Source organism: Pseudomonas sp. H2_D02 (assembly GCF_054677635.1).
This window is the reverse complement of sequence record NZ_CP162816.1, coordinates 2,146,455-2,167,730: the sequence shown is the minus strand read 5'-3', so window position 1 is coordinate 2,167,730 and position 21,276 is coordinate 2,146,455. Positions and strand designations below refer to the sequence as shown.

Below are 21,276 nucleotides of genomic sequence, written 5' to 3'. Positions count from 1 at the left end.
TGTTCATCATCGGCCCTTGAACTGCGCCACATTGGCAGGCCGGTCTTCAGCCTGCGGCTGCGCGGCCACGCCCAGGCGTTCGCCGGACTTGGCGTCGAACAGCAAGACTTTCGCGGGATCGAATTGCAACGTCAGGGTCTCCCCCGGCTGCGGCGCCACGTCCGGCGCCAGTCGGCAGCAGACCTTGGTGTCGTTGAGATTGACGAACACCAGGGTGTCCGGACCGGTAGGTTCGGTAACCTGGACTTCGGCGCGAATGGTCGGCAAACCGTTCGGCTCGTTGCCGGCCAGCACGATCTGCTCCGGCCGCAGGCCAAGAATCACTTCGCGATCTTCCAGCCCGGCGTCCTGCATGCCCAGCGGCAACTCGCAACGGGCCTGGCCGCTGTCGAGCAAGGCCAGCAGGCGACCGTCCTTGCGTTGCAGGCGCAGCGGGATGAAGTTCATCGGCGGCGAACCGATGAAGCTCGCCACGAAGAGGTTGGCCGGGTTGTTGTAGATGTCCTTCGGCGTGCCGAACTGCTGGATGATCCCGTCCTTCATCACCGCCACTTTGTCGCCCAGGGTCATCGCTTCGATCTGGTCGTGGGTCACGTAGACCGTGGTGGTCTTCAGGCGCTGGTGCATCAGTTTCATTTCGGTGCGCATCTCGACCCGCAGCTTGGCGTCGAGGTTGGACAGCGGCTCGTCGAACAGGTAGATCTTCGGCCGCCGCGCCAGGGCACGGCCCATGGCGACGCGCTGCTGCTGGCCGCCGGAGAGCTGGCCGGGCTTGCGGTTGAGCAGGTGCTCGATCTGCAACAGCTTGGCGACCCGCGCCACTTCTTCGTTGATGTCCGACTGTTTCATCTTGCGAATCTTCAGGCCGAACTCGATGTTCTCGCGCACGCTCATGGTCGGGTACAGCGCGTAGGACTGGAACACCATGGCGATGTCACGATCCTTCGGGCTCATGCCGCTGACGTCCTGGTCGCCGATCATGATCGCGCCGCCGGTGATGGTCTCGAGGCCGGCGATGCAGTTCATCAGGGTCGATTTGCCGCAACCCGAAGGGCCTACCAGGATGAGGAATTCGCCTTCCTTGATCGACAACTGGATGTCTTTCAAGGTGTCGGGCAGGCCCACACCGTAGGTCTTGTTTACATTGCGAAGTTCAAGCGTAGCCATGATTACCCCTTGACCGCGCCAGCCGTGAGGCCGCGCACGAAATACTTGCCTGCGATCACATAGACCAGCAGGGTCGGCAGCCCGGCGATCATCGCCGCCGCCATATCCACGTTATATTCCTTGGCCCCGGTGCTGGTGTTGACCAGGTTGTTCAGCGCCACCGTGATGGGCTGGGAGTCACCGCTGGAGAACACCACGCCGAACAGGAAGTCGTTCCAGATCTGGGTGAACTGCCAGATCAGGCAGACCATGATGATCGGCGTCGACATCGGCAGGATGATGCGGCGGAAGATCGTAAAGAACCCGGCACCGTCCAGGCGCGCAGCCTTCACCAGCGCATCGGGGATGCTCACGTAGTAGTTGCGGAAGAACAGCGTAGTGAACGCCAGGCCGTAGACGACGTGGACAAACACCAGGCCGGTGGTGGTGCTGGCCAGGCCCATCTTGCCGAGGGTGAACGAGGCCGGCAGCAGCACGGTCTGGAACGGCAGGAAGCAACCGAACAGCAGCAGGCCGAAGAACAACTGCGACCCACGGAAGCGCCACATCGACAGCACATAACCGTTCAACGCACCGATGGCGGTGGAAATCAGCACGGCCGGCACGGTGATCTTGATCGAGTTCCAGAAATAGCCGTTGACCGTCGCCCAGGCCTTGACCCAGCCGATGCCGCTGACCACGGTCGGCCAGCTCAGCAGGTTACCGGTGCTGATGTCTTCCGGCGTCTTGAAGCTGGTCAACAGCATGACCACCAACGGCACCAGGTAAAGCAGTACCGCGAGGATCAGCACCGCGTAGATCGCGATGCGGCTCAGGCTGATGGAAGGTTTCGCAGCGAGACTAGTCATGACGCTTGGCCCTCAGCTCGGAATACAGGTAAGGCACGATGATCGCGAGGATCGCACCGAGCATCAGGATTGCGCTGGCCGAGCCCATGCCCATCTGGCCGCGACTGAAGGTGAACGAGTACATGAACATGGCAGGCAGGTCGGAGGAGTAACCCGGGCCACCGGCGGTCATGGCCGCCACCAGGTCGAAGCTCTTGATCGCAATGTGCGCCAGAATCATCACGGCACTGAAGAACACCGGGCGCAGGCTCGGCAGTACCACTTTCCAGTAGATGCGCGGCATGCTCGCGCCATCGATCTGCGCGGCGCGGATGATCGACTGGTCCACGCCACGCAGGCCGGCCAGGAACATCGCCATGATGAAACCCGAGGCCTGCCATACGGCAGCGATCACCAGGCAATACACCACGCGATCAGGGTCGATCAGCCAGTCCAGGCGGAAGCCTTCCCAGCCCCAGTCACGCAACAATTTATCCAGGCCCATGCCCGGGTTGAGCAGCCATTTCCAGGCGGTACCGGTGACGATCATCGAGAGCGCCATCGGGTACAGGTAAATGGTGCGGATGAAACCTTCGCGACGAATACGCTGGTCGAGGAACACCGCCAGCAGCACGCCGATGACCAGGGTAATGCCGATGAACATGCCACCGAACACCGCGAGGTTCTTGCTGGCTACCCACCAGCGGTCGTTGTCCCACAGCCGTGCGTATTGCGCCAGGCCCGCCCATTTGTAGGTGGGCAGGAAAGTCGACGTTGTGAACGACAGGACGAACGTCCACAGGATGTAGCCATAAAAGCCCACCAGGACGATGAACATGCTCGGCGCCAGCACCAGTTTTGGTAGCCAGCGCTGCAATGCATCGAACGGCGAGGCCTTGCTGAACACAGCAACAGAACTCATGAGGAAATCCAAACCAAAGAATAAAAACTACAAATGCATTCCCTTTGTGGGAGCGGGCTTGCTCGCGAAAGCGGTGTGCCAGCCAACGGATGTATCAACTGACACGACGCCTTCGCGAGCAAGCCCGCTCCCACAGGGCTCGCGGTGCTGACCTTACTTGGCCGACTGAACCGCTGCGCCCAGTTTCTTGGCAGCATCGGCCGGGTCGGCTTTCGGGTCGTTGATGTAGTTGGTCACGACGTCAAAGAACGCGCCTTGTACCGCCAATGTGGTCGCCATGTTGTGCGCCATGCTTGGCTGCAGGCCGCCGCTCTTGGCGTCTGCCAGGAAGTCCTTGGCAGCGGTCTGGGCGCAGGAGTCGAAACCGTACTTGCCCATGTCGGCCAGCATGTCGTTACGCACCGGGATCGAGCCCTTGTTGATGCTGAAGACTTTCTGGAAGTTCTCGCCCAGCACGACCTTGGCGATATCCTGCTGCCCCGCCGAAGTGCCTGCGTCCTTCTGCTTGAACACCGCCAGGGAGTCAATGTTGTAGGTGAAGGCCTTGTCAGTGCCTGGGAACGCTACGCACTCGTAGTCCTTGCCGGCGACTTTCTTCGCCGCGGTCCACTCGCTCTTGGCCCAGTCACCCATGATCTGCATGCCGGCCTTGCCGTTGATGACCTTGGCCGCTTCCAGGTTCCAGTCCTGGCCCTTGCCGTCGGCGTCCATGTAGGTCGCGACTTTCTTCAGCTCGGTCAATGCCTTGACCATTTCCGGACCGGTCAGCGCCTTGTTGTCCAGGTCGACCAGGGCTTTCTTGTAGCCATCAGCGCCCATGACCGAGAGCACCACCGCTTCGAACACGGTGCTGTCCTGCCACGGCTGGCCGCCGTGGGCCAGGGGAATGAAGCCTGCGGCCTTGAGCTTGTCACCGGCGGCGTAGAATTCTTCGAGGGTGGTCGGGTTCTTGGTGATGCCGGCTTTCTTGAAGACTTCCGGGTTGATCCACAACCAGTTGACGCGGTGGATATTCACCGGCACAGCGACGTAGTCACCTTCGTACTTCACGGTGTCGGAGACTTTCTTGTCGAGCAGGCTGTCCCACTTTTCCGCCTTGGAAACGTCCTTGAGGACGTCGGTGTCGAGCAGGCCAGTGGTTGCCCATTCCTGGATGTCCGGGCCCTTGATCTGGGCGACGCCCGGTGGGTTGCCAGCCACGGCACGGCTCTTGAGCACGGTCATGGCAGTGGAACCGCCACCGCTCGGCGACGGCGCCGTCCTTCCAGGTAAAGCCGTCTTTTTCCACCTGGGCCTTGAGCACATCGACCGCGGCTTTTTCACCACCCGACGTCCACCAGTGGACGACTTCCACGGAACCTTTCGATTCGGCGGCCAGGGCGCTGACAGGGAATGCTGCGACGGGAAGCAAGGAAGCAAGAGAAATGACAGTAGCGAGGCGAGAAATCGCATTCATCTAGAAGTACCTTTCTTGTTGTTATGCATGCAAGTCTGGTGCTTGCGCTGCATGGATTCTAATCAGGGGTTATCCCTTCGCAGGTAACGAAGGGACGCGGATATGTCACTGCATGGTTACACAGGCGCGGGAGCGGATAACCGCGCCAACGCAGACGCCATGCTGGGCGCCAGGGGAAGCCGAGGTATCAGCACGGCTTGCCAGGCGTGGTAAAGGTCCGGCTTGCCCGGCCAGATGTCGGCGCTGGGGCGGTTTTGTGGATCGAGTTCGTGGTGCCAACTGCCGTTGCAGCGGTCGATGAAATGCTTGTCGCAGAATTCCCAGAAACGCCGGTACCAGGCTTCGTATTGCGCCTCGTCGGTACGCTTGAGCAGCGCGCTGGCCGCTGCCGCCGCTTCGGCATGCACCCAATGCAGGCGATGACGAACCACGGCGCGGTTGTCCCAGTCCAGGGTGTAGACAATGCCCGGCGCGCCATCGACGTCCCAGCCGTGGCGGCAGTTCTGGTCGAAGAGTTTTTGCGCGTCCTGGGCCAGCCAGCCCGGGGTCAGCATGCCGATCTGCACGCGCGCGGCTTCAAGGTGCAGCAGTAGCCGCGCCCATTCGAAACCATGGCCGGGCGTGGTGCCGTAGGGACGAAACCCATCGGCCGGGTTGTCGTGGTTGTACTCGCGCAGCGGCTGCCAGTCGCGGTCGAAATGCTCGACGACCATGTAGTCGTTGGCGGCCGCATGCCCATGGATGACCCGCTCGACGATGCGCAGGGCCCGCGCCAGCCAGCGCGGGTCGTCCGTGGCATCGGCCAGGGCGAGAAAGGCTTCGGTGGCGTGCATGTTGCTGTTGGCGCCGCGATAAGCCTCTTCTTCGCGCCAGTCGCGGTTGAAGGATTCGCGCAAGGCGCCCTCTTCTTCGCACCAGAAATGCTCGTCGATGATCCGCACGGCTTCCTTGAGCAAGGCCTCGGCGCCGGGGCGCTGGGCCACGACCGCAGAGCTGGCGGCCAGGGCAACGAAAGCATGCAGGTAGGCGGCTTTGCCGGTTTCGTTTTCAGCGGGATTGGCCGTGGCGAACCAGCCGCCGAACTCAGCATCGCGCAGCGGCCCCATGAGGGCTTGCACGCCATGATCCACCAACTCGACAAACCCCGGCAGGCCCTGGATGTGGGCCATGGCGAAGCTGTGGGTCATGCGCGCGGTGTTCATGGTTTCGGCGCGGGCATCGGCGGGCAGGCGACCCAGCTCGTCCAGGTTGCCGAAACCGTCCGGCAGCTTCGAGGCCTTGGCAAACGCCAGCAGCCGCAAGCCTTCGGCGGCGAGCCATTGCTGGTGGGCAGGAGCGTTCAACCAACTGCTGAACGCCGGTTGGAAGGTGTCCATCGACATGACCTTTTTTGTTGTTTTGACCCGGGGAGTCTAAACAAGGGAGGGTCGGTGGCAGGTAACGAAAGGGACGAGTTATGTCACCGACTTGTGACATTTTCTTGAAAGGGGTGTTGGGACTACTGGCGCCTTCGCGAGCAAGCCCGCTCCCACAAGGGACTTGTGTCAAACACAATACCTGTGTTCAACGAGGTCCAATGTGGGAGCGGGCTTGCTCGCGAAGAACGATAGCGCGGTCCGACTAATCCACACTGCGAGGCAACTGCAACGTCACCCGCAACCCGCCCTCGCGCAGATTCTGCAGGCTGACTTCGCCACCATGGCTATGGGCAATGTTGCGGGCGATGCCCAGCCCCAAGCCGTAACCCTGCTGCTGCCCGGCCAGGCGAAAGTGCGGCTCGAAGACTTGCTCCAGGCGCTGTTCCGGCACGCCCGGGCCTTCATCGTCGACGTGCAGGATGAACGCTGTTTCATCGTCATCGATGTGCAGATGGGCACGCTGTCCGTATTTCAAGGCGTTGTCGATCAGGTTGCCGATGCAGCGCTTGAGGGCCAGCGGCTTGCCGGAATACGGCGCCAGCGCCCGACCATCCTGGGTGACCCGGCCATTGCCGTTGGGCGCGAGGTAGGGTTCCACCAAGCAATCCAGTACGTGATTGAGGTCCACCGGCTCGATGTTCTCGTGGATGTCGGTGTCCTTGACGCATTGCAACGCGCCCTTGACCAGTAACTCCAGCTCGTCCAGGTCACGGCCAAACTTGGCTTGCAGGTTTTCATCCTCCAGCAGCTCGACCCGCAACCGCAGCCGGGTGATCGGCGTGCGCAGGTCATGGGAGATCGCACTGAACAACTGGCTGCGCTCGGTCAGGTAGCGGCTGATGCGCTCGCGCATGGCGTTGAACGCCCGCCCCACTTCCACCACCTCACTGCCGCCGCCCTCGGCCACGGGCTGCACTTCAGCGCCAAGGGACATGTCCCGCGCGGCTCGGGCCAGACGCTTGAGGGGCCGGCTCTGCCAGTGCACCAGCAAGCCGATGAACAACAGCAACAGGCTACTGGTGAGCACGATGAACCCCACCTGCTGCTTGGGCAGGTCCTGTTCTTCGAGGCTGGTATAGGGTTCGGGCAGCAGCGAGGCGATGTACAGCCATTCACCCGGCGCCATCTGGATCTGCGTGACCAGCACCGGCGGATTCACCGGCTCAAGCGTCAGGGCGTAATGGGCCCAGGAGCGCGGCAGCTCATCGAGTTTCAGCCCGCCGTTGAAGATCCGCAGGTCTTCGGGGCTGACGAACTTGACGGAGATGTCCGCGTTGTTGCCCAGGGAGCGCCGCAGCACTTCATCCACCGCCTGGAGCACCGCCAGTTTGCGTGGTGTCACGGGCAACACGTCCATGCCCAGCGGCTTGTCATTGAGGGTGACGACGAATCGTGTACCGCCCATGCTCCGCAACTGGTCCAGCACCAAGGGCCGGTAAGCCACCGGCAGGGAGCGCAGATAGCTGACAGTGGCGGTCATCGAATGGGCGAGGCTGCGGGCGCTGGTGACCAGGCCTTCGAGCTGGGTGGCACGCAGTTGCGAAACCCAGATCAGGCTCGACAGCGTCTGGGCGAACAGCACGACCAGCAGGGTCAGCAGCAGCATCCGCCCGAGCAACGAGCGCGGCACCGGTATCCGCCGGACAATTTTCCTGATCGATTCAGTGACCATTGCTGGCAACCACACTGGCCGCCAGTTGATAACCGCTGCCGCGCACCGTGCGAATCAACCGCGGTGGCTTGTCCGTGTCGCGCAAGCGCTGGCGCAGACGACTGACCGCCATGTCGACGATCCGGTCGAGGGGCATCAGTTCGCGCCCACGGGTGGCATTGCCGATGGTGTCGCGGTCGAGGATTTCCTGGGGATGATCGAGGAACAGCTTGAGCAACGCGAAGTCGGCGCCGGAGAGGATCACTTCTTCGCCATCGGTGTGGAACAGCCGATGGCTGACCATGTCCAGCCGCCACTCGTCGAAGGCCAGCACATCGCCGCCCGACCGTTCCTGGCCGAACTGTGCCCGGCGCAGCAGCGCCTTGATACGCGCCTGCAATTCACGCGGGCTGAACGGCTTGCCCAGGTAATCATCGGCTCCCAGCTCCAGGCCAATGACCCGGTCGGCCTCATCGGAACTGGCGGTGAGCATGATGATCGGCACATGGGCCTGGCGCGGGTGTTCGCGAACCCAGCGGCAAAGGCTGAAGCCGTCCTCGTCGGGCAGCATCACATCGAGGATCACCAGGTCGCTCGGCGCCTCGTTCAAGGCCTGGCGAAACCCGGCGCCGTCGGGCGTGGTGCGCACCTGGAAACCCGCACGGCTGAGGTAGGTGTCCAGCAGTTCGCGAATCTCCTGGTCGTCGTCGACCAACAAAATCGATTTGTTCACTGAACTCACGGGGCCTCGTCCTTGTTGTTTGGATTGGGGGCGATTATGCCTGATGGACGGGTTCTACAAACACACCACAAAACACACTACAAAACCCTGTGGGAGCGAGCTTGCTCGCGATAACGGTTTATCAGTCAGCATCAATGGCGACTGACACTCCGCTATCGCGAGCAAGCTCGCTCCCACAGGGGGTCGTATTTCAAACTTCAAGCGTGTGTCGACTGCTCCAACGCCACGCCCGCGCCCATCAGGCCGGAGTACGGCGCTGTCACCAACCAGACCGGAATACCCTTGAAATAATCGCTCATGCAACCCTTGTCGGCGAAGGATTTGGCGAAGCCACTCTCAAGGAAGAAATCGGCAAACCGCGGGACCACGCCGCCAACGATGTAGACACCGCCGCGCCCACCCACCGTGAGTACGTTATTGCCCGCCACGCGCCCCAGCCATCGGCAGAACTGCTCAAGGACTTCCAGCGCAACAGGGTCCCCTGCCAGGCCGGCGGCGGTAATGGATTCAGGGGTATCGAGCACCGGTTCATGACCGTCCACCGCGCAGATCGCCCGGTAGACGCGGGGCAAGCCACTGCCACTCAGCGCGGTTTCGGCGCTGACGTGGCCGATTTCGTTGTAGATGTGTTGCCAGAGCTGGGTCTCGCGCGGACTGCTCATCGGCAGGTCGACATGGCCGCCCTCCCCCGGCAGCGCCGCGAAGCGACCTTCGCCCAGGTCCAGCAGCGTCCCGACGCCCAGCCCGGTGCCCGGCCCGATCACTACCGCCGGGCGCATCGGCTCCGGCGTGCCTTGGCAGACGACCCGGTATTCATCGGGACGCAAGCAGGTCATGCCCAGGGCCATGGCGGAAAAGTCGTTGACCAGCAACAGCTTCTCCACCTGCAGCGTCTTGCAGAACGCCAGGTTGCTCAGGCGCCAGTGGTTGTTGGTGAAGCGAAACTCATCACCGCTCACGGGGCCGGCCACCGACAGGCACACCGAGCCAATCGCACCCGGCGCCATGCCCATGCCGCTCAGGTAAACCTTGATGGCATCTTCCGGGCAGGCGTAATCCGCCGTCGCCAACACCTGGATGTTCTCCAGGTTGTGGTTCTTCCACAGGGCGAAACGCGCATTGGTCCCGCCGATGTCACCGACCAAAGCCAGTTTCAATTAATCGCCTCCAGGGCAGAAGTGAAGGCGCTGGCGCCCTGCTCTGCCGAGCTGAAAGCCATGCGCATGAAACCGAACAGCTCGCGACCGGTGCCGATGTTGTTGCCCAACAGGCCCTTGGCCGGCTCGCGCGCGGCGAATTCCTCGGCGTCCACCTTCAGTTCCAAGGTGCCTTTGACGCCATCGACGCGGATGATATCGCCCTCCTGCACCCGAGCCAACGCGCCGCCGACATAAGCTTCGGGGCTGACATGAATGGCCGCCGGGATTTTCCCCGACGCGCCGGACATGCGCCCGTCGGTGACCAGCGCCACCTTGAAGCCGCGATCCTGCAGCACGCCGAGGAACGGCGTCATCTTGTGCAGCTCGGGCATGCCATTGGAGCGCGGGCCCTGGAAGCGCATCACGGCGACAAAATCCTTTTCCAGCAGACCGGCCTTGAACGCATCGGCCAGATCCTGCTGATCCTGGAAGACCATGGCCGGCGCCTCGACGACCTGGTTTTCCAAGGCCACGGCCGAGACTTTCATCACACCACGGCCGAGGTTGCCTTCCATCACCCGCAAGCCGCCTTCCGGCGAGAACGCACGGGCCACCGGGCGCAGGATGTTTTCGTCGAGGCTTTCGATCGGGCCGTCGCGCCACACCAGCTCGCCATCCTCGAGGAACGGCTCCTGGGTATAGCGGCTCAATCCGTGACCCAGCACGGTGTTGACGTTCTCGTGAAGCAGACCCGCTTCCAGCAATTCGCGGATCAGGAACGACATGCCGCCCGCCGCCTGGAAGTGGTTGATGTCGGCCTTGCCGTTCGGGTAGACGTGGCTCAGGGTCGGCACCACCTCGGAGAGGTCGGCCATGTCCTGCCAGGTCAGCTGGATGCCCGCCGCCATGGCAATGGCCGGCATGTGCAGGGTGTGGTTGGTCGAGCCGCCGGTGGCGTGCAGCGCAACGATGGAGTTGACCAGCGAGCGCTCGTCGACGATTTCGCCGATGGGCATGAAGTTGCCGCTCTGCTTGGTCAGGCGTGTGACCTGGAACGCCGCTTCACGGGTCAGGGCGTCGCGCAGCGGCGTGTTCGGGTTGACGAACGAAGCGCCTGGCAAGTGCAGGCCCATCACTTCCATCAGCAATTGGTTGGTGTTGGCGGTGCCGTAGAAGGTGCAGGTGCCGGGGCTGTGGTAGGACTTCATCTCCGATTCCAGCAGCTCTTCGCGCGTCGCCTTGCCTTCGGCGTAGCGCTGGCGCACGTCGGCTTTCTCTTTGTTGGAAATGCCCGAGACCATCGGCCCGCCGGGCACGAAGATCGTCGGCAAGTGACCGAAGCGCAGCGCGCCCATCATCAGGCCCGGGACGATCTTGTCGCAGATGCCGAGCATCAGCGCGCCGTCGAACATGTTGTGGGACAACGCCACCGCCGTGGACAGCGCGATCACTTCGCGGCTCGGCAGGCTCAGTTCCATCCCGGCCTCGCCCTGGGTCACGCCGTCGCACATGGCCGGCGTACCGCCAGCGAACTGGCCGACAGAGCCGATCTCGCGCAGGGCTTTCTTGATTTGTTCAGGGAAGGTTTCGTACGGCTGGTGGGCCGAGAGCATGTCGTTATAGGACGACACGATGGCGATGTTGGCGGCGTTCATCATCCGCAGGTGATGCTTGTCTTCCGTGCCGCAACCGGCCACGCCATGGGCGAAGTTGGCACACTGCAGCTTGCCGCGCATCGGGCCGTCGCTGGCTGCACCGCGGATCAGTGCAAGGTAAGCCTCACGAGTAGCGCGACTGCGGGCGATAAGCCGTTCGGTGACCTCAAGTACGCGGGGATGCATAGGTAGAACTCCAGGCTAACGGGTGTGGCGACCTGATTGTCTATGCTGGTTCAAAAGCCTTTGTACACCGCAGGAAAGACAGGGCGACAAACGGTTTTTGACCCATCGGACCAGTTGATTCAGGTCGCTCGTTGTAGATAAAACAAAATATTGCCACTAAAAAGGCTTGTTTTCTATTTTTATGCGAATAATCTTGTAATTCCAACAACAAATCGACGGCGGCGCAGTTAATGACTCTTCGAATCGCAATCAATGGTTTTGGCCGCATCGGCCGCAACGTCCTCCGCGCACTGTATACCCAAGGCTATCGTCGCGACTTGCAGATCGTCGCCATCAACGACCTGGGCGACAGTGCAATCAATGCCCATCTGCTCAAGTTCGACACCGTGCACGGCACCTTCGATGCCGACGTCCAGCACGACCACGAAAGCCTGACGGTCAATGGCGACCGCATCTCGGTCAGCGCCATCCGCAACCCGGCCGAACTGCCTTGGGCGGCCGAGAAGATCGACGTCGTGTTCGAATGCACCGGCCTGTTTACCGACCGTGCCAAGGCAGCCGCCCACATCAGCGCCGGCGCCCGCAAGGTGATCATCTCGGCACCGGCCAAGGGCGCCGATGCCACCGTCGTGTATGGCGTCAACCATGACATCCTGCGCCAGTCCCACCAGATCATCTCCAACGCGTCGTGCACCACCAACTGCCTGGCCCCGGTGGCCCAGGTGCTGCACCGCGAGCTGGGTATCGAAAGCGGCCTGATGACCACCATCCATGCCTACACCAACGACCAGAACCTGACCGACGTCTACCACAGCGACCCCTACCGCGCCCGCTCGGCCACCCAGAACATGATCCCGAGCAAGACCGGCGCCGCCGAAGCCGTGGGCCTGGTGCTGCCGGAACTGGCCGGCAAGCTGACCGGCATGGCCGTGCGCGTACCGGTGATCAACGTATCCCTGGTCGACCTCACCGTGCAGCTCAAGCGCGAAGCGTCGGCCGAAGAAGTCAACGAACTGCTGCGCCATGCCAGCCAGCATTCGAAGATCCTCGGCTACAACACCCTGCCGCTGGTTTCCAGCGATTTCAACCACAACCCGCTGTCGTCGATCTTCGACGCCAACCACACCAAGGCCAGCGGCAAGCTGCTCAAGGTATTGGCCTGGTATGACAACGAATGGGGCTTCTCCAACCGCATGCTGGATAACTGCCTGGCGTTGTGTAACGCGGAGTAACCGCCCCAGCAGCTTTTGAGCTTTTCTGTGGGAGGAGCTTGCTCGCGAAAGCGGTGTATCAGTCAACATCAATGGCGACTGACACTCCGTCATCGCGAGCAAGCTCGCTCCCACAGGGTTACAACATCGGTGAAATGAAGGCTTGACCCGTCGCGCAGATGATAAGCATTATCATCTACTCGAACCGGATCGGGCCCTACCGTGAGTCAATCGCGTTTTCATCACGTCTTTCTCGCCCAGCGTACCCCGCTGCTGCGCACCCTCGAGCGGATGGTCAACAACCCGAGCACCGCCGAAGACTTGCTTCAGGAAACCTACTTGCGCGTCACCCGCGCCCTGAGCGAGCGCACCGTCGATCATCTCGAACCCTTTGTCTTCCAGACCGCCCGCAACCTGGCGCTGGACCATTTGCGCGCGCGGCGAATCCAGTCACGGACCCTGGTCGATGACGTGCCGTTGGACGTCGTGAACAATGTGGTCGCCCCCCAAAGCAGCGCCGAAGACGCTGCCCATGCCGAACGAATGCTCGAACGCCTTAACGTCAGCCTGCAATCCCTCAGCCCGCGCCAACGGCAGGTCTTCATTCTCAGTCGGCTGCATGGCCACAGTTACCAAGACATCGCGCAACGATTGGACGTGTCCCTGAGTACCGTGCAAAAAGAATTGAAACTGATCATGGCCATCTGCGTGGGCGTGGCCGAACGCAACCCATGAATCAAGCAACAAGCCAGGCGTTTCGGGCCGCAAGCTGGACGCAAGCTTGCCAGCCACCGCTTGCGGCTTGTAGCGTGTGCCTGCCGCCAATAATGAGAATCCACCGTGACGGACAACCATCGCCCACCTGAAGCCGCCGAGGCACAGGACACTGCCCACGCCATGGACCAGGCGCTGGACTGGTTGATCCTGCTCGACAGCCCCAGCGAGGAGCAGCGCCAACACTTCCAGGCCTGGCTGGCGGCCGATCCTCGCCATGGCGAAGCGTTCGCCAGGGCCCAGGCGATCTGGAATGGCCCGCACGTCATCGAAAGCGCCCGACAACTGCGAGACCAGCCCAAAGTCACCGCGCTGTCGCGCCTGCGTGCCCATTGGAAACCGTTGGCAACTGCCGCCGTGCTGTTTCTCGGCCTGTTCAATTTCAGCGACTTGCCCCTGCACTTCGAAGCCGATCACCTGACGGTGGTCGGTGAGCGCCAGCGCCTGCAATTGGAAGACGGCTCCAAGGTCCTGCTCAACACCGATTCGGCGTTTTCCAGCACGTTCAGCGAACAGCGGCATGTGGCCCGCCTGTACAAGGGCGAGGCATTCTTCGAAGTGCCAGGCAACCGCAACCTGCCGCTGGAAATTGATGCCGGCCCGGTCACCGCCAGCGTCAGCGACACCACATTTGCCGTGCGTTACCTCGACGGCGTGGCCCAAGTCCAGGTGCAGCGCGGCGACATCGACCTGCGGGCCACCCGGTACGACACCCACGTGCGGTTGTCGGCCGGAGAAAGCATCCGCATCGGCCCCAACGGCTTCGACCGCCCCACACGCCTCGATGCGGGTACCGAGCTGGCCTGGGTACAAGGTCGGCTGGTGTTCGAAAACCGGCCGCTGAGCCAAGTCCTGGCCGAGCTGCGGCGCTACTACCCTGGCTGGATCATCAATACCAACGAACGTCTGGCCAACATCGCGGTGACGGGCAATTACCGCCTCGACCAGCCGCTGGATGCGGTCCGCTCCCTGGCGCACATCACCTCTGCGCGGTTGCAGGAATTCCCGGCACTGGTGATCCTGAACTAAATGAGAATTATTTTTACTCGATAGCCTTCGCTGGTTCGTCTCGTTATAGCCAATGCAATTGATTCGCATCTTCACGATGCCGATCTGCACCTATAACAGATGCGACACGGAGCGTTATCGATGTCCTCTCGCCTTACTTGCCGATTCCTCGCACCTTCCCGCGCGCTGTCATTACTGACCGCCGCCATCCTGATGGCCGGTGCCGCACCAGCAGCCTTCGCCGTCAATGGGCAATCGCCCGCCCACAACATGGGTGACTACACCTTCAACATCGCCCGACAGCCCTTGGTCTCCGCGCTCAACGCATTCACGACGGTGACGGGCTGGCAAGTCGGCTTGCCGGCTGAACTGGCCGCAGGCGTCGCTTCGCCGGGCGTGAACGGCTCTCTGCCGCCGGAAAAAGCCCTGGAGCGCTTGTTGGTGGGGACCGACCTGAGCTACCGCAAACTGGGCGATAACAACATCGTTCTGGAAAAACGCAGCGCCGGCAATGTGCTGGACTTGCAGCAAGTGACCATCAGTGCCACCCGCCAGGAACAGGACATCACCAGCGTACCGAGCACCGTTTCCATCCATGATCGCCAGGAACTCGATCGCAACAACGTCAACACCATCAAGGACCTGGTGCGCTACGAGCCCAGTGTTTCGGTGGGCGGCGCAGGCCAGCGTGGCGGCATCAGCGGCTACAACATCCGCGGCATCGACGGCAACCGGATCCTGACCCAGGTCGATGGCGTGGAAGTGCCCGGCGGTTTCTTCAACGGTCCCTATGCCAAGACCCAGCGCAACTATGTCGACCCGGAGATCATCAAGCGCGTGGAAATCCTCCGTGGCCCGGCCTCGGTGCTGTACGGCAGCAACGCCATTGGCGGTGTCGTCAGTTATTTCACCCTCGACGCTGAGGACATCATCAAGCCCGGCCAGGACGTCGGCGCACGCCTGAAGACCGGCTACAGCTCTGTCGACGAGAGCTGGCTCAAGTCCTCCACCGTCGCCGGTCGCAGAGGGCCATTCGACGGCCTGCTGCACTACAGCCAGCGCGACGGCCACGAGACCGAATCCTACGGCAGCAACAACGGCACCGGACTGGACCGCACCGCGGCCAACCCCGAAGACGTACGCGCCAACAACGTGCTGGCCAAGCTTGGCTGGGATTACAGCGATGACGCGCGCCTGAGCCTGGTGTATGAGAAGTACAAGGACGATCGCGACATCGATCTGAAAAGTGCCTACGGCGGCCCGTACGCCAACGGCCAACCGGCCATTCCCGCCTCGATCCTGCCCGGCGGCATGTACCAGTGGCGCACCGGCAACGACACCATCACCCGCGAACGTTTCGGCCTGGAGCACAACTTCGACCTCGACAGCCTGCTGGCCGACACGATCAAGTGGAGCCTGAACCACCAGGTCGCCAAGACCGACCAGAGCACCGCCGAATTCTACTTCCCGATCACGCGCCAGGTACTGCGCACGCGAGAAACGCTCTACGAAGAGAAGCAGTGGGTGTTCGACGCGCAACTGGACAAGTCATTCCGCATTGCTGACACCGATCACGCACTGACCTACGGCACCACGCTCAAGCAACAAAAGGTCACCGGTTCGCGCAGCGGCAATGGCGTGTGCCTGGCGGTCGGCGTGGGCTGCCCCGCCGTCGGCGCGATCAGCACGCGGGACGTGCTGGCAAAAGCCAGTGACTTCCCGGACCCGACGATCAACACCTACAGTTTGTTCGCCCAGGACCAGGTCAGCTGGGACAAATGGACCTTCACGCCAGCACTGCGCTACGACCACACCCGGCTCAAGCCACACCTGACCGAGGAATTCCTCAGCACCGTGGCCCCCACCGCCGCAGCGGCACGGTCAGTGGCCAGGACAAGACCTGGCATCGCGTCTCGCCCAAGTTCGGCCTGACCTATGACCTGACCGACCAATACACCTGGTACGGCCAGTACGCCGAAGGTTTCCGCACCCCGACCGCCAAGGCCCTGTATGGCCGTTTCGACAATGCGGGTATTGGCTACAGCGTGAAACCCAATCCCGACCTGGAACCGGAAAAAAGCAAGGGCTACGAGACCGGCCTGCGCGGCCGCTTCGACTCCGGCTCGTTCGACGTGGCGGTGTTCTACAACAAGTACCGCGACTTCATCAACGAGGACGCCATCATCCCCGGCGCCGACCGGTTGACCTTCCAGAGCAACAACATCAAGCACGCCACCATCAAGGGCATCGAAGCCAAGGGTCGCCTGGACCTGGACATGTTCGGCGCACCACGGGGGCTCTACACCCAAGGCTCGGTGGCTTACCTCCATGGCCGCAACGACGACACCGGCGAACCGCTCAACAGCATCAACCCACTGACCGGCGTGTTCGGCCTGGGTTACGACCAGGCGCAGTTTGGCACCTTGCTTAGTTGGACCCTGGTGAAGAAGCAAGACCGCGTCGATGACAGCAACTTCAACTCCCCTGATGGCGTCAGCAGCCAATTCAAGACGCCGGGTTTCGGCATTGTCGACCTGAGCGGGTACTACAAGGTCACCGACGACGTCACGGTCAGCGGCGGCCTCTACAACCTCACCGACAAGAAGTACTGGCTGTGGGACGACGTGCGCGGCTACGACAGCGTCGGCGAAGCGGCGGTGCTGAACCCGGCCAATCTCGATCGCCTCACGGCGCCTGGGCGCAACTTCGCGGTCAACCTGATCTGGGATATCTGATCCAGCGTTCAGCCAAAACAATTATCTGTGGCGAGGGGATTTATCCCCGCTGGGGTGCGCAGCAGCCCTAACAAAAATGGGACCGAAAGAAGCGGACTTTGGGGCCGCTTCGCGCCCCAGCGGGGATAAATCCCCTCGCCACAACTTCCACTCAAAGGAATTTTTCATGACCACACACCGCCCCGTTACCCGCTCCCAACGTCTGAACCAGATCACCCACGAGCCTCACGGCAGGCTCGACGCGCTGGTCAAGGCCCACGCCCCATTCGAAACCCAGGCCAGCTACGCCCGCTTCGTTGTCGCCCAGTACCAGTTCCAGTCGGAACTGGTGGCGCTGTACAACGACACGCAACTGACCGCGCTGATTGCCGATTTGCCCGCGCGCTGCCGCGCCGAAGCGGCCAAGGCCGACCTCGCGGACCTGGACACCGAAGTGCCGGCTCCCCTGGCCGGCGCAGTGAAGAACCCGACCCAGGCCGAAGCCCTCGGCTGGCTGTTCGTCTCCGAGGGTTCCAAGCTTGGCGCTGCGTTCTTGATCAAGCGCGCCGTCACCCTTGGAATGAACGAAATCTTTGGAGCCCGCCACTTGGCAGAACCGGCGAGCGGCCGCGCCGAAGGCTGGAAAACCTTCACCCGGACCCTCGACGAGTTGCCCTTCACCGAACAGCAGGAAGCCGAGGCGGACAAAGGCGCGCTGGACGCCTTCAACCGCTTTACCGTGCTGCTGGAACAGGCTTACGCGGCGCAATTGACTTGAATCCCCACCATCCCCTGTGGGAGCGAGCTTGCTCGCGATGACGGACTGCCAGCCAGCCTATTGGTCGCCTGACACACCGCTATCGCGAGCAAGCTCGCTCCCACAGGGCCAAGCGCCTGTCGGATAGAAATACATGAGCCGTACGCCCTCGAAACTCAGCCAACTGCTCTTCGCCCTCCTCGCCTACGCCAGCCTGGCCATCGGCCTGGTGGCCATCGCCGTGCCCGGCTTGCCGACCACTGAATTCATCCTGCTCGCCGCCTGGGCCGCGACCCGCAGTTCCCCGCGCCTGAGTGCCTGGCTGGAGGGCCACCGATTATTCGGACCGATGCTGCACAACTGGCGCAACGGCAAGGTCATCCCGCGCCGGGCCAAGATCGCCGCAACGGCCAGCATGCTGTGCTGCGCAGGGTTGATGCTGCTGGTGCTCGAACACCACTGGCCGGTTTACCTCGCGCTCGCGGGCATGGGCCTGGGCAATCTCTGGATCTGGTCACGCCCGGAACACCGTGGCAAGGGAGCTTGCTCCCGCTGGGCCGGTCCGACGCCTCGGGCGTAGCGACCCCCGATGTTCGTTTGATCTATGCTCGCTCTCTGGTTCAGGAGGGCTTCCAAATGTCAGACCTACTCTCATCCATGCAAACCGCCATCGGCTTGCCCACGACACCGATCCCCTTCACAGGCGAAGGCGCCCTGCCCTCGGCCTTCGCGGTCACGGAGCTGGCCAGCGCGAGCATCGGTGTGGCCGGTCAAGCGGTCGCCGAGCTCATCTACCAACAAACCGGTCGCCTGCCGACGCTTGAAGTCGACCAGCGCCTGGCCTCGTTCTGGTTTTCCACCTCCCTGCGACCCATCCGCTGGAGCGTACCGCCGATGTGGGATCCGGTGGCAGGCGACTATGCCACCGCCGACGGCTGGATCCGCCTGCACACCAACGCGCCGCATCATCGCCAGGCGGCGGAAAAGGTCCTCGGGGCCTGCGCCGACCGCGCCGACATGGCCAGCAAAGTGATCCGTTGGAACAAGGCCGACCTGGAGCAAGCCGTGGTCGACGCCGGCGGTTGCGCCGCACAGATGCGCTCGTGGCAGGCGTGGCAACTCCATCCGCAGGGCTTGGCGGTGAATGCCGAGCCTCTCGTTCAGTTGGATGACGACGCCGAAGGTTCGCCTGCGCCCTGGCTCGGCTCCGTCGCCCAGCCCCTGGCGGGCCTCAAGGTGCTGGACCTGACCCGCGTGCTGGCCGGCCCGATTGCCAGCCGTTTTCTTGCCGGCCTAGGCGCCGACGTACTGCGCATCGACCCGCCAACCTGGAACGAACCCGGCGTGGTGCCGGAAGTCACCCTCGGCAAACGTTGCGCCCGCCTCGACTTGCAGCAACCCGCCGACCGCGCAACGTTCGAGGCGCTGCTCAAGGAGGCCGACATCCTGCTACACGGCTACCGCGCCGACGCACTGGAACGCCTGGGCTATGGCGCCACGCAGCGCCAACGATTGGCCCCCGGCCTGATCGACGTCTGCCTCAACGCCTACGGCTGGAGCGGCCCCTGGCAACACCGCCGCGGCTTCGACAGCCTGGTGCAGATGAGCTGCGGCATCGCCGAGGCCGGCATGGCCTGGAAACACGCCGACAAGCCGACGCCGCTGCCGGTCCAGGCCCTGGACCATGGGACGGGTTACCTGATGGCGGCCAGCGCGATTGTGTTGGTCGCCCGCCGCTTGGCCACCAGCCATGGCGGCTCGGCACGCCTGTCGCTGGCGCGCACGGCGAAGCTGTTGATCGACGGCGGCGCTGGCACTCAGGTTGCATTGCGCCCTGAAGACGAGGCTGACCAGGGGCTGCTGGTGGAACAGACGCCGTGGGGCCCGGCGCATCGTTTGCAGGTCCCGCTGAGGATCACCGGAACGCCGCTGCAATGGACGTTGCCGGCCGCGGAATTGGGGGCTCACCGGGCACAGTGGTGATCGCCCGATCGCCATCGTCAGATCGCCTCCCGGAGCACGCTCGCTCCCACAGGTTTTGTTTCAACCAAACCCCATGTGGGAGCGAGCCTGCTCGCGAAAGCGGCACAAGAGTCACCACTAAATCCACGTCGAACGGTTATCTGACCTGGATCAGCTACCGCCCTTCCCAATCGACTTAGGCTGTTGACTCTCTTCCCCCGCATGGGAGTCATGCAATGTCCGATACCCCCGGAAAACTACGACTGGGTGCGCTGGTCGCGCTGGTAGTAGGATCGATGATCGGCGGCGGGATCTTTTCCCTGCCACAGAACATGGCCGCCAGCGCCGACGTCGGTGCCGTATTGATCGGCTGGGCCATTACCGCAGTGGGCATGCTGACCCTGGCTTTCGTCTTCCAGACCCTGGCCAACCGCAAGCCTGACCTGGACGGCGGCGTATACGCCTACGCCAAGGCCGGGTTCGGCGACTACATGGGTTTCTCGTCGGCCTGGGGCTACTGGATCAGCGCCTGGCTGGGCAACGTCGGCTACTTCGTGTTGCTGTTCAGCACCCTGGGCTATTTCTTCCCGATCTTTGGCGAGGGCAACACCGTCGCCGCGGTAATCGGCGCCTCGGTGTTGCTCTGGGCCGTGCATTTCCTCGTACTGCGTGGCATCAAGGAAGCCGCCTTCATCAACCTGGTGACCACCGTCGCCAAGATCGTGCCGCTGCTGTTGTTCGTGTTGATCGCGGTATTCGCCTTCAAGCTGGAGATTTTTACCGCCGACATCTGGGGCCTGAAGAATCCCGACCTGGGCAGCGTGATGGACCAAGTGCGACACATGATGCTGGTGACCGTGTGGGTGTTCATCGGCATCGAGGGCGCGAGTATTTTTTCCGCCCGCGCCGAGAAACGCAGCGACGTCGGCAAGGCCACCGTCATCGGTTTCATCACGGTGCTGTTGTTCCTGGTGCTGGTGAACGTGCTGTCCCTGGGGATCATGACCCAGCCTGAACTGGCCAAGCTGCAGAATCCATCCATGGCCGCCGTGCTGGAACATGTGGTCGGTCACTGGGGCGCGGTGTTGATCAGCGTTGGCCTGATCATCTCGCTGCTCGGCGCCCTGCTGTCCTGGGTCCTGTTGTGCGCCGAGATCATGTTCGCCGCCGCCAAGGACCACACCATGCCCGCGTTCCTGCGGCGGGAGAACGCCAACCATGTGCCGGCCAACGCCCTGTGGCTGACCAACGCGATGGTCCAGGTATTTTTGGTCATCACCCTGTTCTCGGCCAGTACCTATCTGTCACTGATCTACCTCGCCACCTCGATGATCCTGGTGCCGTACCTGTGGTCGGCAGCCTATGCAGTGTTGCTGGCGGTGCGCGGCGAGACCTACGAAGGCTTCGCGGCCGAGCGCCGCAAGGACCTGATCATCGGTGCCGTCGCGTTGATCTACGCCATGTGGCTGCTGTACGCCGGCGGGATCAAATACCTGCTGCTTTCCGCCCTGCTCTACGCCCCCGGCGCGATCCTGTTCGCCAAGGCCAAGCATGAACTGGGCAAGCCGGTTTTCACCTCGGTCGAGAAGCTGATTTTCGCCGCCGTGGTCGTCGGAGCCCTGGTGGCTGCGTACGGGCTCTACGCGGGTTTCCTGACCCTCTGACCGGTCAACTGTTTTATCTGGAG

Annotated in this window: 15 protein-coding genes and 2 pseudogenes; 8 read left to right on the top strand and 9 right to left on the bottom strand. The window is 62.6% G+C overall.

Going from position 1 to position 21,276, the window contains the following annotated elements; all coding sequences use genetic code 11:
• Nucleotides 1-6 precede the first annotated feature (6 nt).
• The 9 genes and pseudogenes from AB4N42_RS10065 to edd all read right to left on the bottom strand — a co-directional run bounded on the left by AB4N42_RS10065 (nucleotide 7) and on the right by edd (nucleotide 11,163).
• A complete protein-coding gene (locus tag AB4N42_RS10065) occupies nucleotides 7-1,167 on the bottom strand; it encodes an ABC transporter ATP-binding protein (RefSeq protein WP_030139358.1) in 1,161 nt (386 codons plus the stop codon).
• A 2-nt stretch (nucleotides 1,168-1,169) separates the two neighbouring features.
• Nucleotides 1,170-2,015, bottom strand: a complete 846-nt coding sequence (locus AB4N42_RS10060; protein ID WP_030139359.1) for a carbohydrate ABC transporter permease — start codon at nucleotides 2,013-2,015, stop codon at nucleotides 1,170-1,172.
• On the bottom strand, nucleotides 2,008-2,916 hold the full coding sequence (locus AB4N42_RS10055; protein WP_030139360.1) for a carbohydrate ABC transporter permease: 909 nt from the start codon (nucleotides 2,914-2,916) through the stop codon (nucleotides 2,008-2,010). Before AB4N42_RS10055 ends, AB4N42_RS10060 begins: the two co-directional genes overlap by 8 nt.
• A 153-nt stretch (nucleotides 2,917-3,069) precedes the next feature.
• Nucleotides 3,070-4,372 (bottom strand): annotated as a pseudogene (locus tag AB4N42_RS10050) (ABC transporter substrate-binding protein).
• 116 nt (nucleotides 4,373-4,488) lie between these two features.
• A complete protein-coding gene (locus AB4N42_RS10045; RefSeq protein WP_198797688.1) occupies nucleotides 4,489-5,748 on the bottom strand; it encodes a D-mannose isomerase in 1,260 nt (419 codons plus the stop codon).
• Between the two features lie 244 nt (nucleotides 5,749-5,992).
• Nucleotides 5,993-7,462: an ATP-binding protein gene (locus AB4N42_RS10040; RefSeq protein ID WP_460116139.1), complete on the bottom strand. Its 1,470-nt coding sequence runs from the start codon at nucleotides 7,460-7,462 to the stop codon at nucleotides 5,993-5,995.
• Complete coding sequence (locus AB4N42_RS10035) at nucleotides 7,452-8,183, bottom strand: response regulator (RefSeq protein WP_030139365.1); 732 nt, start codon at nucleotides 8,181-8,183, stop codon at nucleotides 7,452-7,454. Before AB4N42_RS10035 ends, AB4N42_RS10040 begins: the two co-directional genes overlap by 11 nt.
• A gap of 197 nt (nucleotides 8,184-8,380) precedes the next feature.
• Nucleotides 8,381-9,340 carry a glucokinase gene (locus AB4N42_RS10030; protein WP_030139366.1) on the bottom strand — a complete coding sequence of 320 codons (960 nt, stop codon included), beginning with the start codon at nucleotides 9,338-9,340 and terminating at the stop codon, nucleotides 8,381-8,383.
• Nucleotides 9,337-11,163, bottom strand: coding sequence for a phosphogluconate dehydratase (gene edd / locus AB4N42_RS10025; protein WP_030139367.1), 1,827 nt, complete (start codon nucleotides 11,161-11,163; stop codon nucleotides 9,337-9,339). Before edd ends, AB4N42_RS10030 begins: the two co-directional genes overlap by 4 nt.
• A 230-nt stretch (nucleotides 11,164-11,393) precedes the next feature.
• Between edd and gap the strand changes: the two genes are divergently transcribed.
• The 8 genes and pseudogenes from gap (at nucleotide 11,394) to arcD (ending at nucleotide 21,253) form a co-directional block, all read left to right on the top strand.
• A complete protein-coding gene (gene gap, locus AB4N42_RS10020; RefSeq protein WP_003184623.1) occupies nucleotides 11,394-12,395 on the top strand; it encodes a type I glyceraldehyde-3-phosphate dehydrogenase in 1,002 nt (333 codons plus the stop codon).
• A 201-nt stretch (nucleotides 12,396-12,596) separates the two neighbouring features.
• A complete protein-coding gene (locus AB4N42_RS10015) occupies nucleotides 12,597-13,109 on the top strand; it encodes an RNA polymerase sigma factor (RefSeq protein ID WP_030139368.1) in 513 nt (170 codons plus the stop codon).
• A 105-nt stretch (nucleotides 13,110-13,214) separates the two neighbouring features.
• A complete protein-coding gene (locus tag AB4N42_RS10010; protein ID WP_030139369.1) occupies nucleotides 13,215-14,177 on the top strand; it encodes a FecR family protein in 963 nt (320 codons plus the stop codon).
• 120 nt (nucleotides 14,178-14,297) lie between these two features.
• Nucleotides 14,298-16,891, top strand: a pseudogene (locus AB4N42_RS10005) (TonB-dependent receptor).
• 166 nt (nucleotides 16,892-17,057) lie between these two features.
• Nucleotides 17,058-17,648, top strand: coding sequence for a biliverdin-producing heme oxygenase (locus AB4N42_RS10000; protein ID WP_460116137.1), 591 nt, complete (start codon nucleotides 17,058-17,060; stop codon nucleotides 17,646-17,648).
• A gap of 133 nt (nucleotides 17,649-17,781) precedes the next feature.
• Nucleotides 17,782-18,207, top strand: a complete 426-nt coding sequence (locus AB4N42_RS09995) for a YbaN family protein (RefSeq protein WP_030139372.1) — start codon at nucleotides 17,782-17,784, stop codon at nucleotides 18,205-18,207.
• Nucleotides 18,208-18,263: 56 nt separating this feature from the next.
• Nucleotides 18,264-19,610, top strand: a complete 1,347-nt coding sequence (locus AB4N42_RS09990; RefSeq protein ID WP_407684225.1) for a CoA transferase — start codon at nucleotides 18,264-18,266, stop codon at nucleotides 19,608-19,610.
• A 215-nt stretch (nucleotides 19,611-19,825) separates the two neighbouring features.
• Nucleotides 19,826-21,253 carry an arginine-ornithine antiporter gene (gene arcD / locus AB4N42_RS09985; RefSeq protein ID WP_431144637.1) on the top strand — a complete coding sequence of 476 codons (1,428 nt, stop codon included), beginning with the start codon at nucleotides 19,826-19,828 and terminating at the stop codon, nucleotides 21,251-21,253.
• Nucleotides 21,254-21,276 lie beyond the last annotated feature (23 nt).

Excerpts from the sequence above, each read along its gene's own strand:
- AB4N42_RS09990 (WP_407684225.1), top strand. The coding sequence starts at position 18,264 with ATGTCAGACCTACTCTCATCCATGCAAACCGCCATCGGCTTGCCCACG.
- AB4N42_RS10060 (WP_030139359.1), bottom strand. The coding sequence starts at position 2,015 with ATGACTAGTCTCGCTGCGAAACCTTCCATCAGCCTGAGCCGCATCGCG.
- edd (WP_030139367.1), bottom strand. The coding sequence starts at position 11,163 with ATGCATCCCCGCGTACTTGAGGTCACCGAACGGCTTATCGCCCGCAGT.
- AB4N42_RS10000 (WP_460116137.1), top strand. The coding sequence starts at position 17,058 with ATGACCACACACCGCCCCGTTACCCGCTCCCAACGTCTGAACCAGATC.
- AB4N42_RS10065 (WP_030139358.1), bottom strand. The coding sequence starts at position 1,167 with ATGGCTACGCTTGAACTTCGCAATGTAAACAAGACCTACGGTGTGGGC.
- gap (WP_003184623.1), top strand. The coding sequence starts at position 11,394 with ATGACTCTTCGAATCGCAATCAATGGTTTTGGCCGCATCGGCCGCAAC.
- AB4N42_RS10055 (WP_030139360.1), bottom strand. The coding sequence starts at position 2,916 with ATGAGTTCTGTTGCTGTGTTCAGCAAGGCCTCGCCGTTCGATGCATTG.
- AB4N42_RS10045 (WP_198797688.1), bottom strand. The coding sequence starts at position 5,748 with ATGGACACCTTCCAACCGGCGTTCAGCAGTTGGTTGAACGCTCCTGCC.
- AB4N42_RS09995 (WP_030139372.1), top strand. The coding sequence starts at position 17,782 with ATGAGCCGTACGCCCTCGAAACTCAGCCAACTGCTCTTCGCCCTCCTC.
- arcD (WP_431144637.1), top strand. The coding sequence starts at position 19,826 with ATGTCCGATACCCCCGGAAAACTACGACTGGGTGCGCTGGTCGCGCTG.
- AB4N42_RS10040 (WP_460116139.1), bottom strand. The coding sequence starts at position 7,462 with ATGGTCACTGAATCGATCAGGAAAATTGTCCGGCGGATACCGGTGCCG.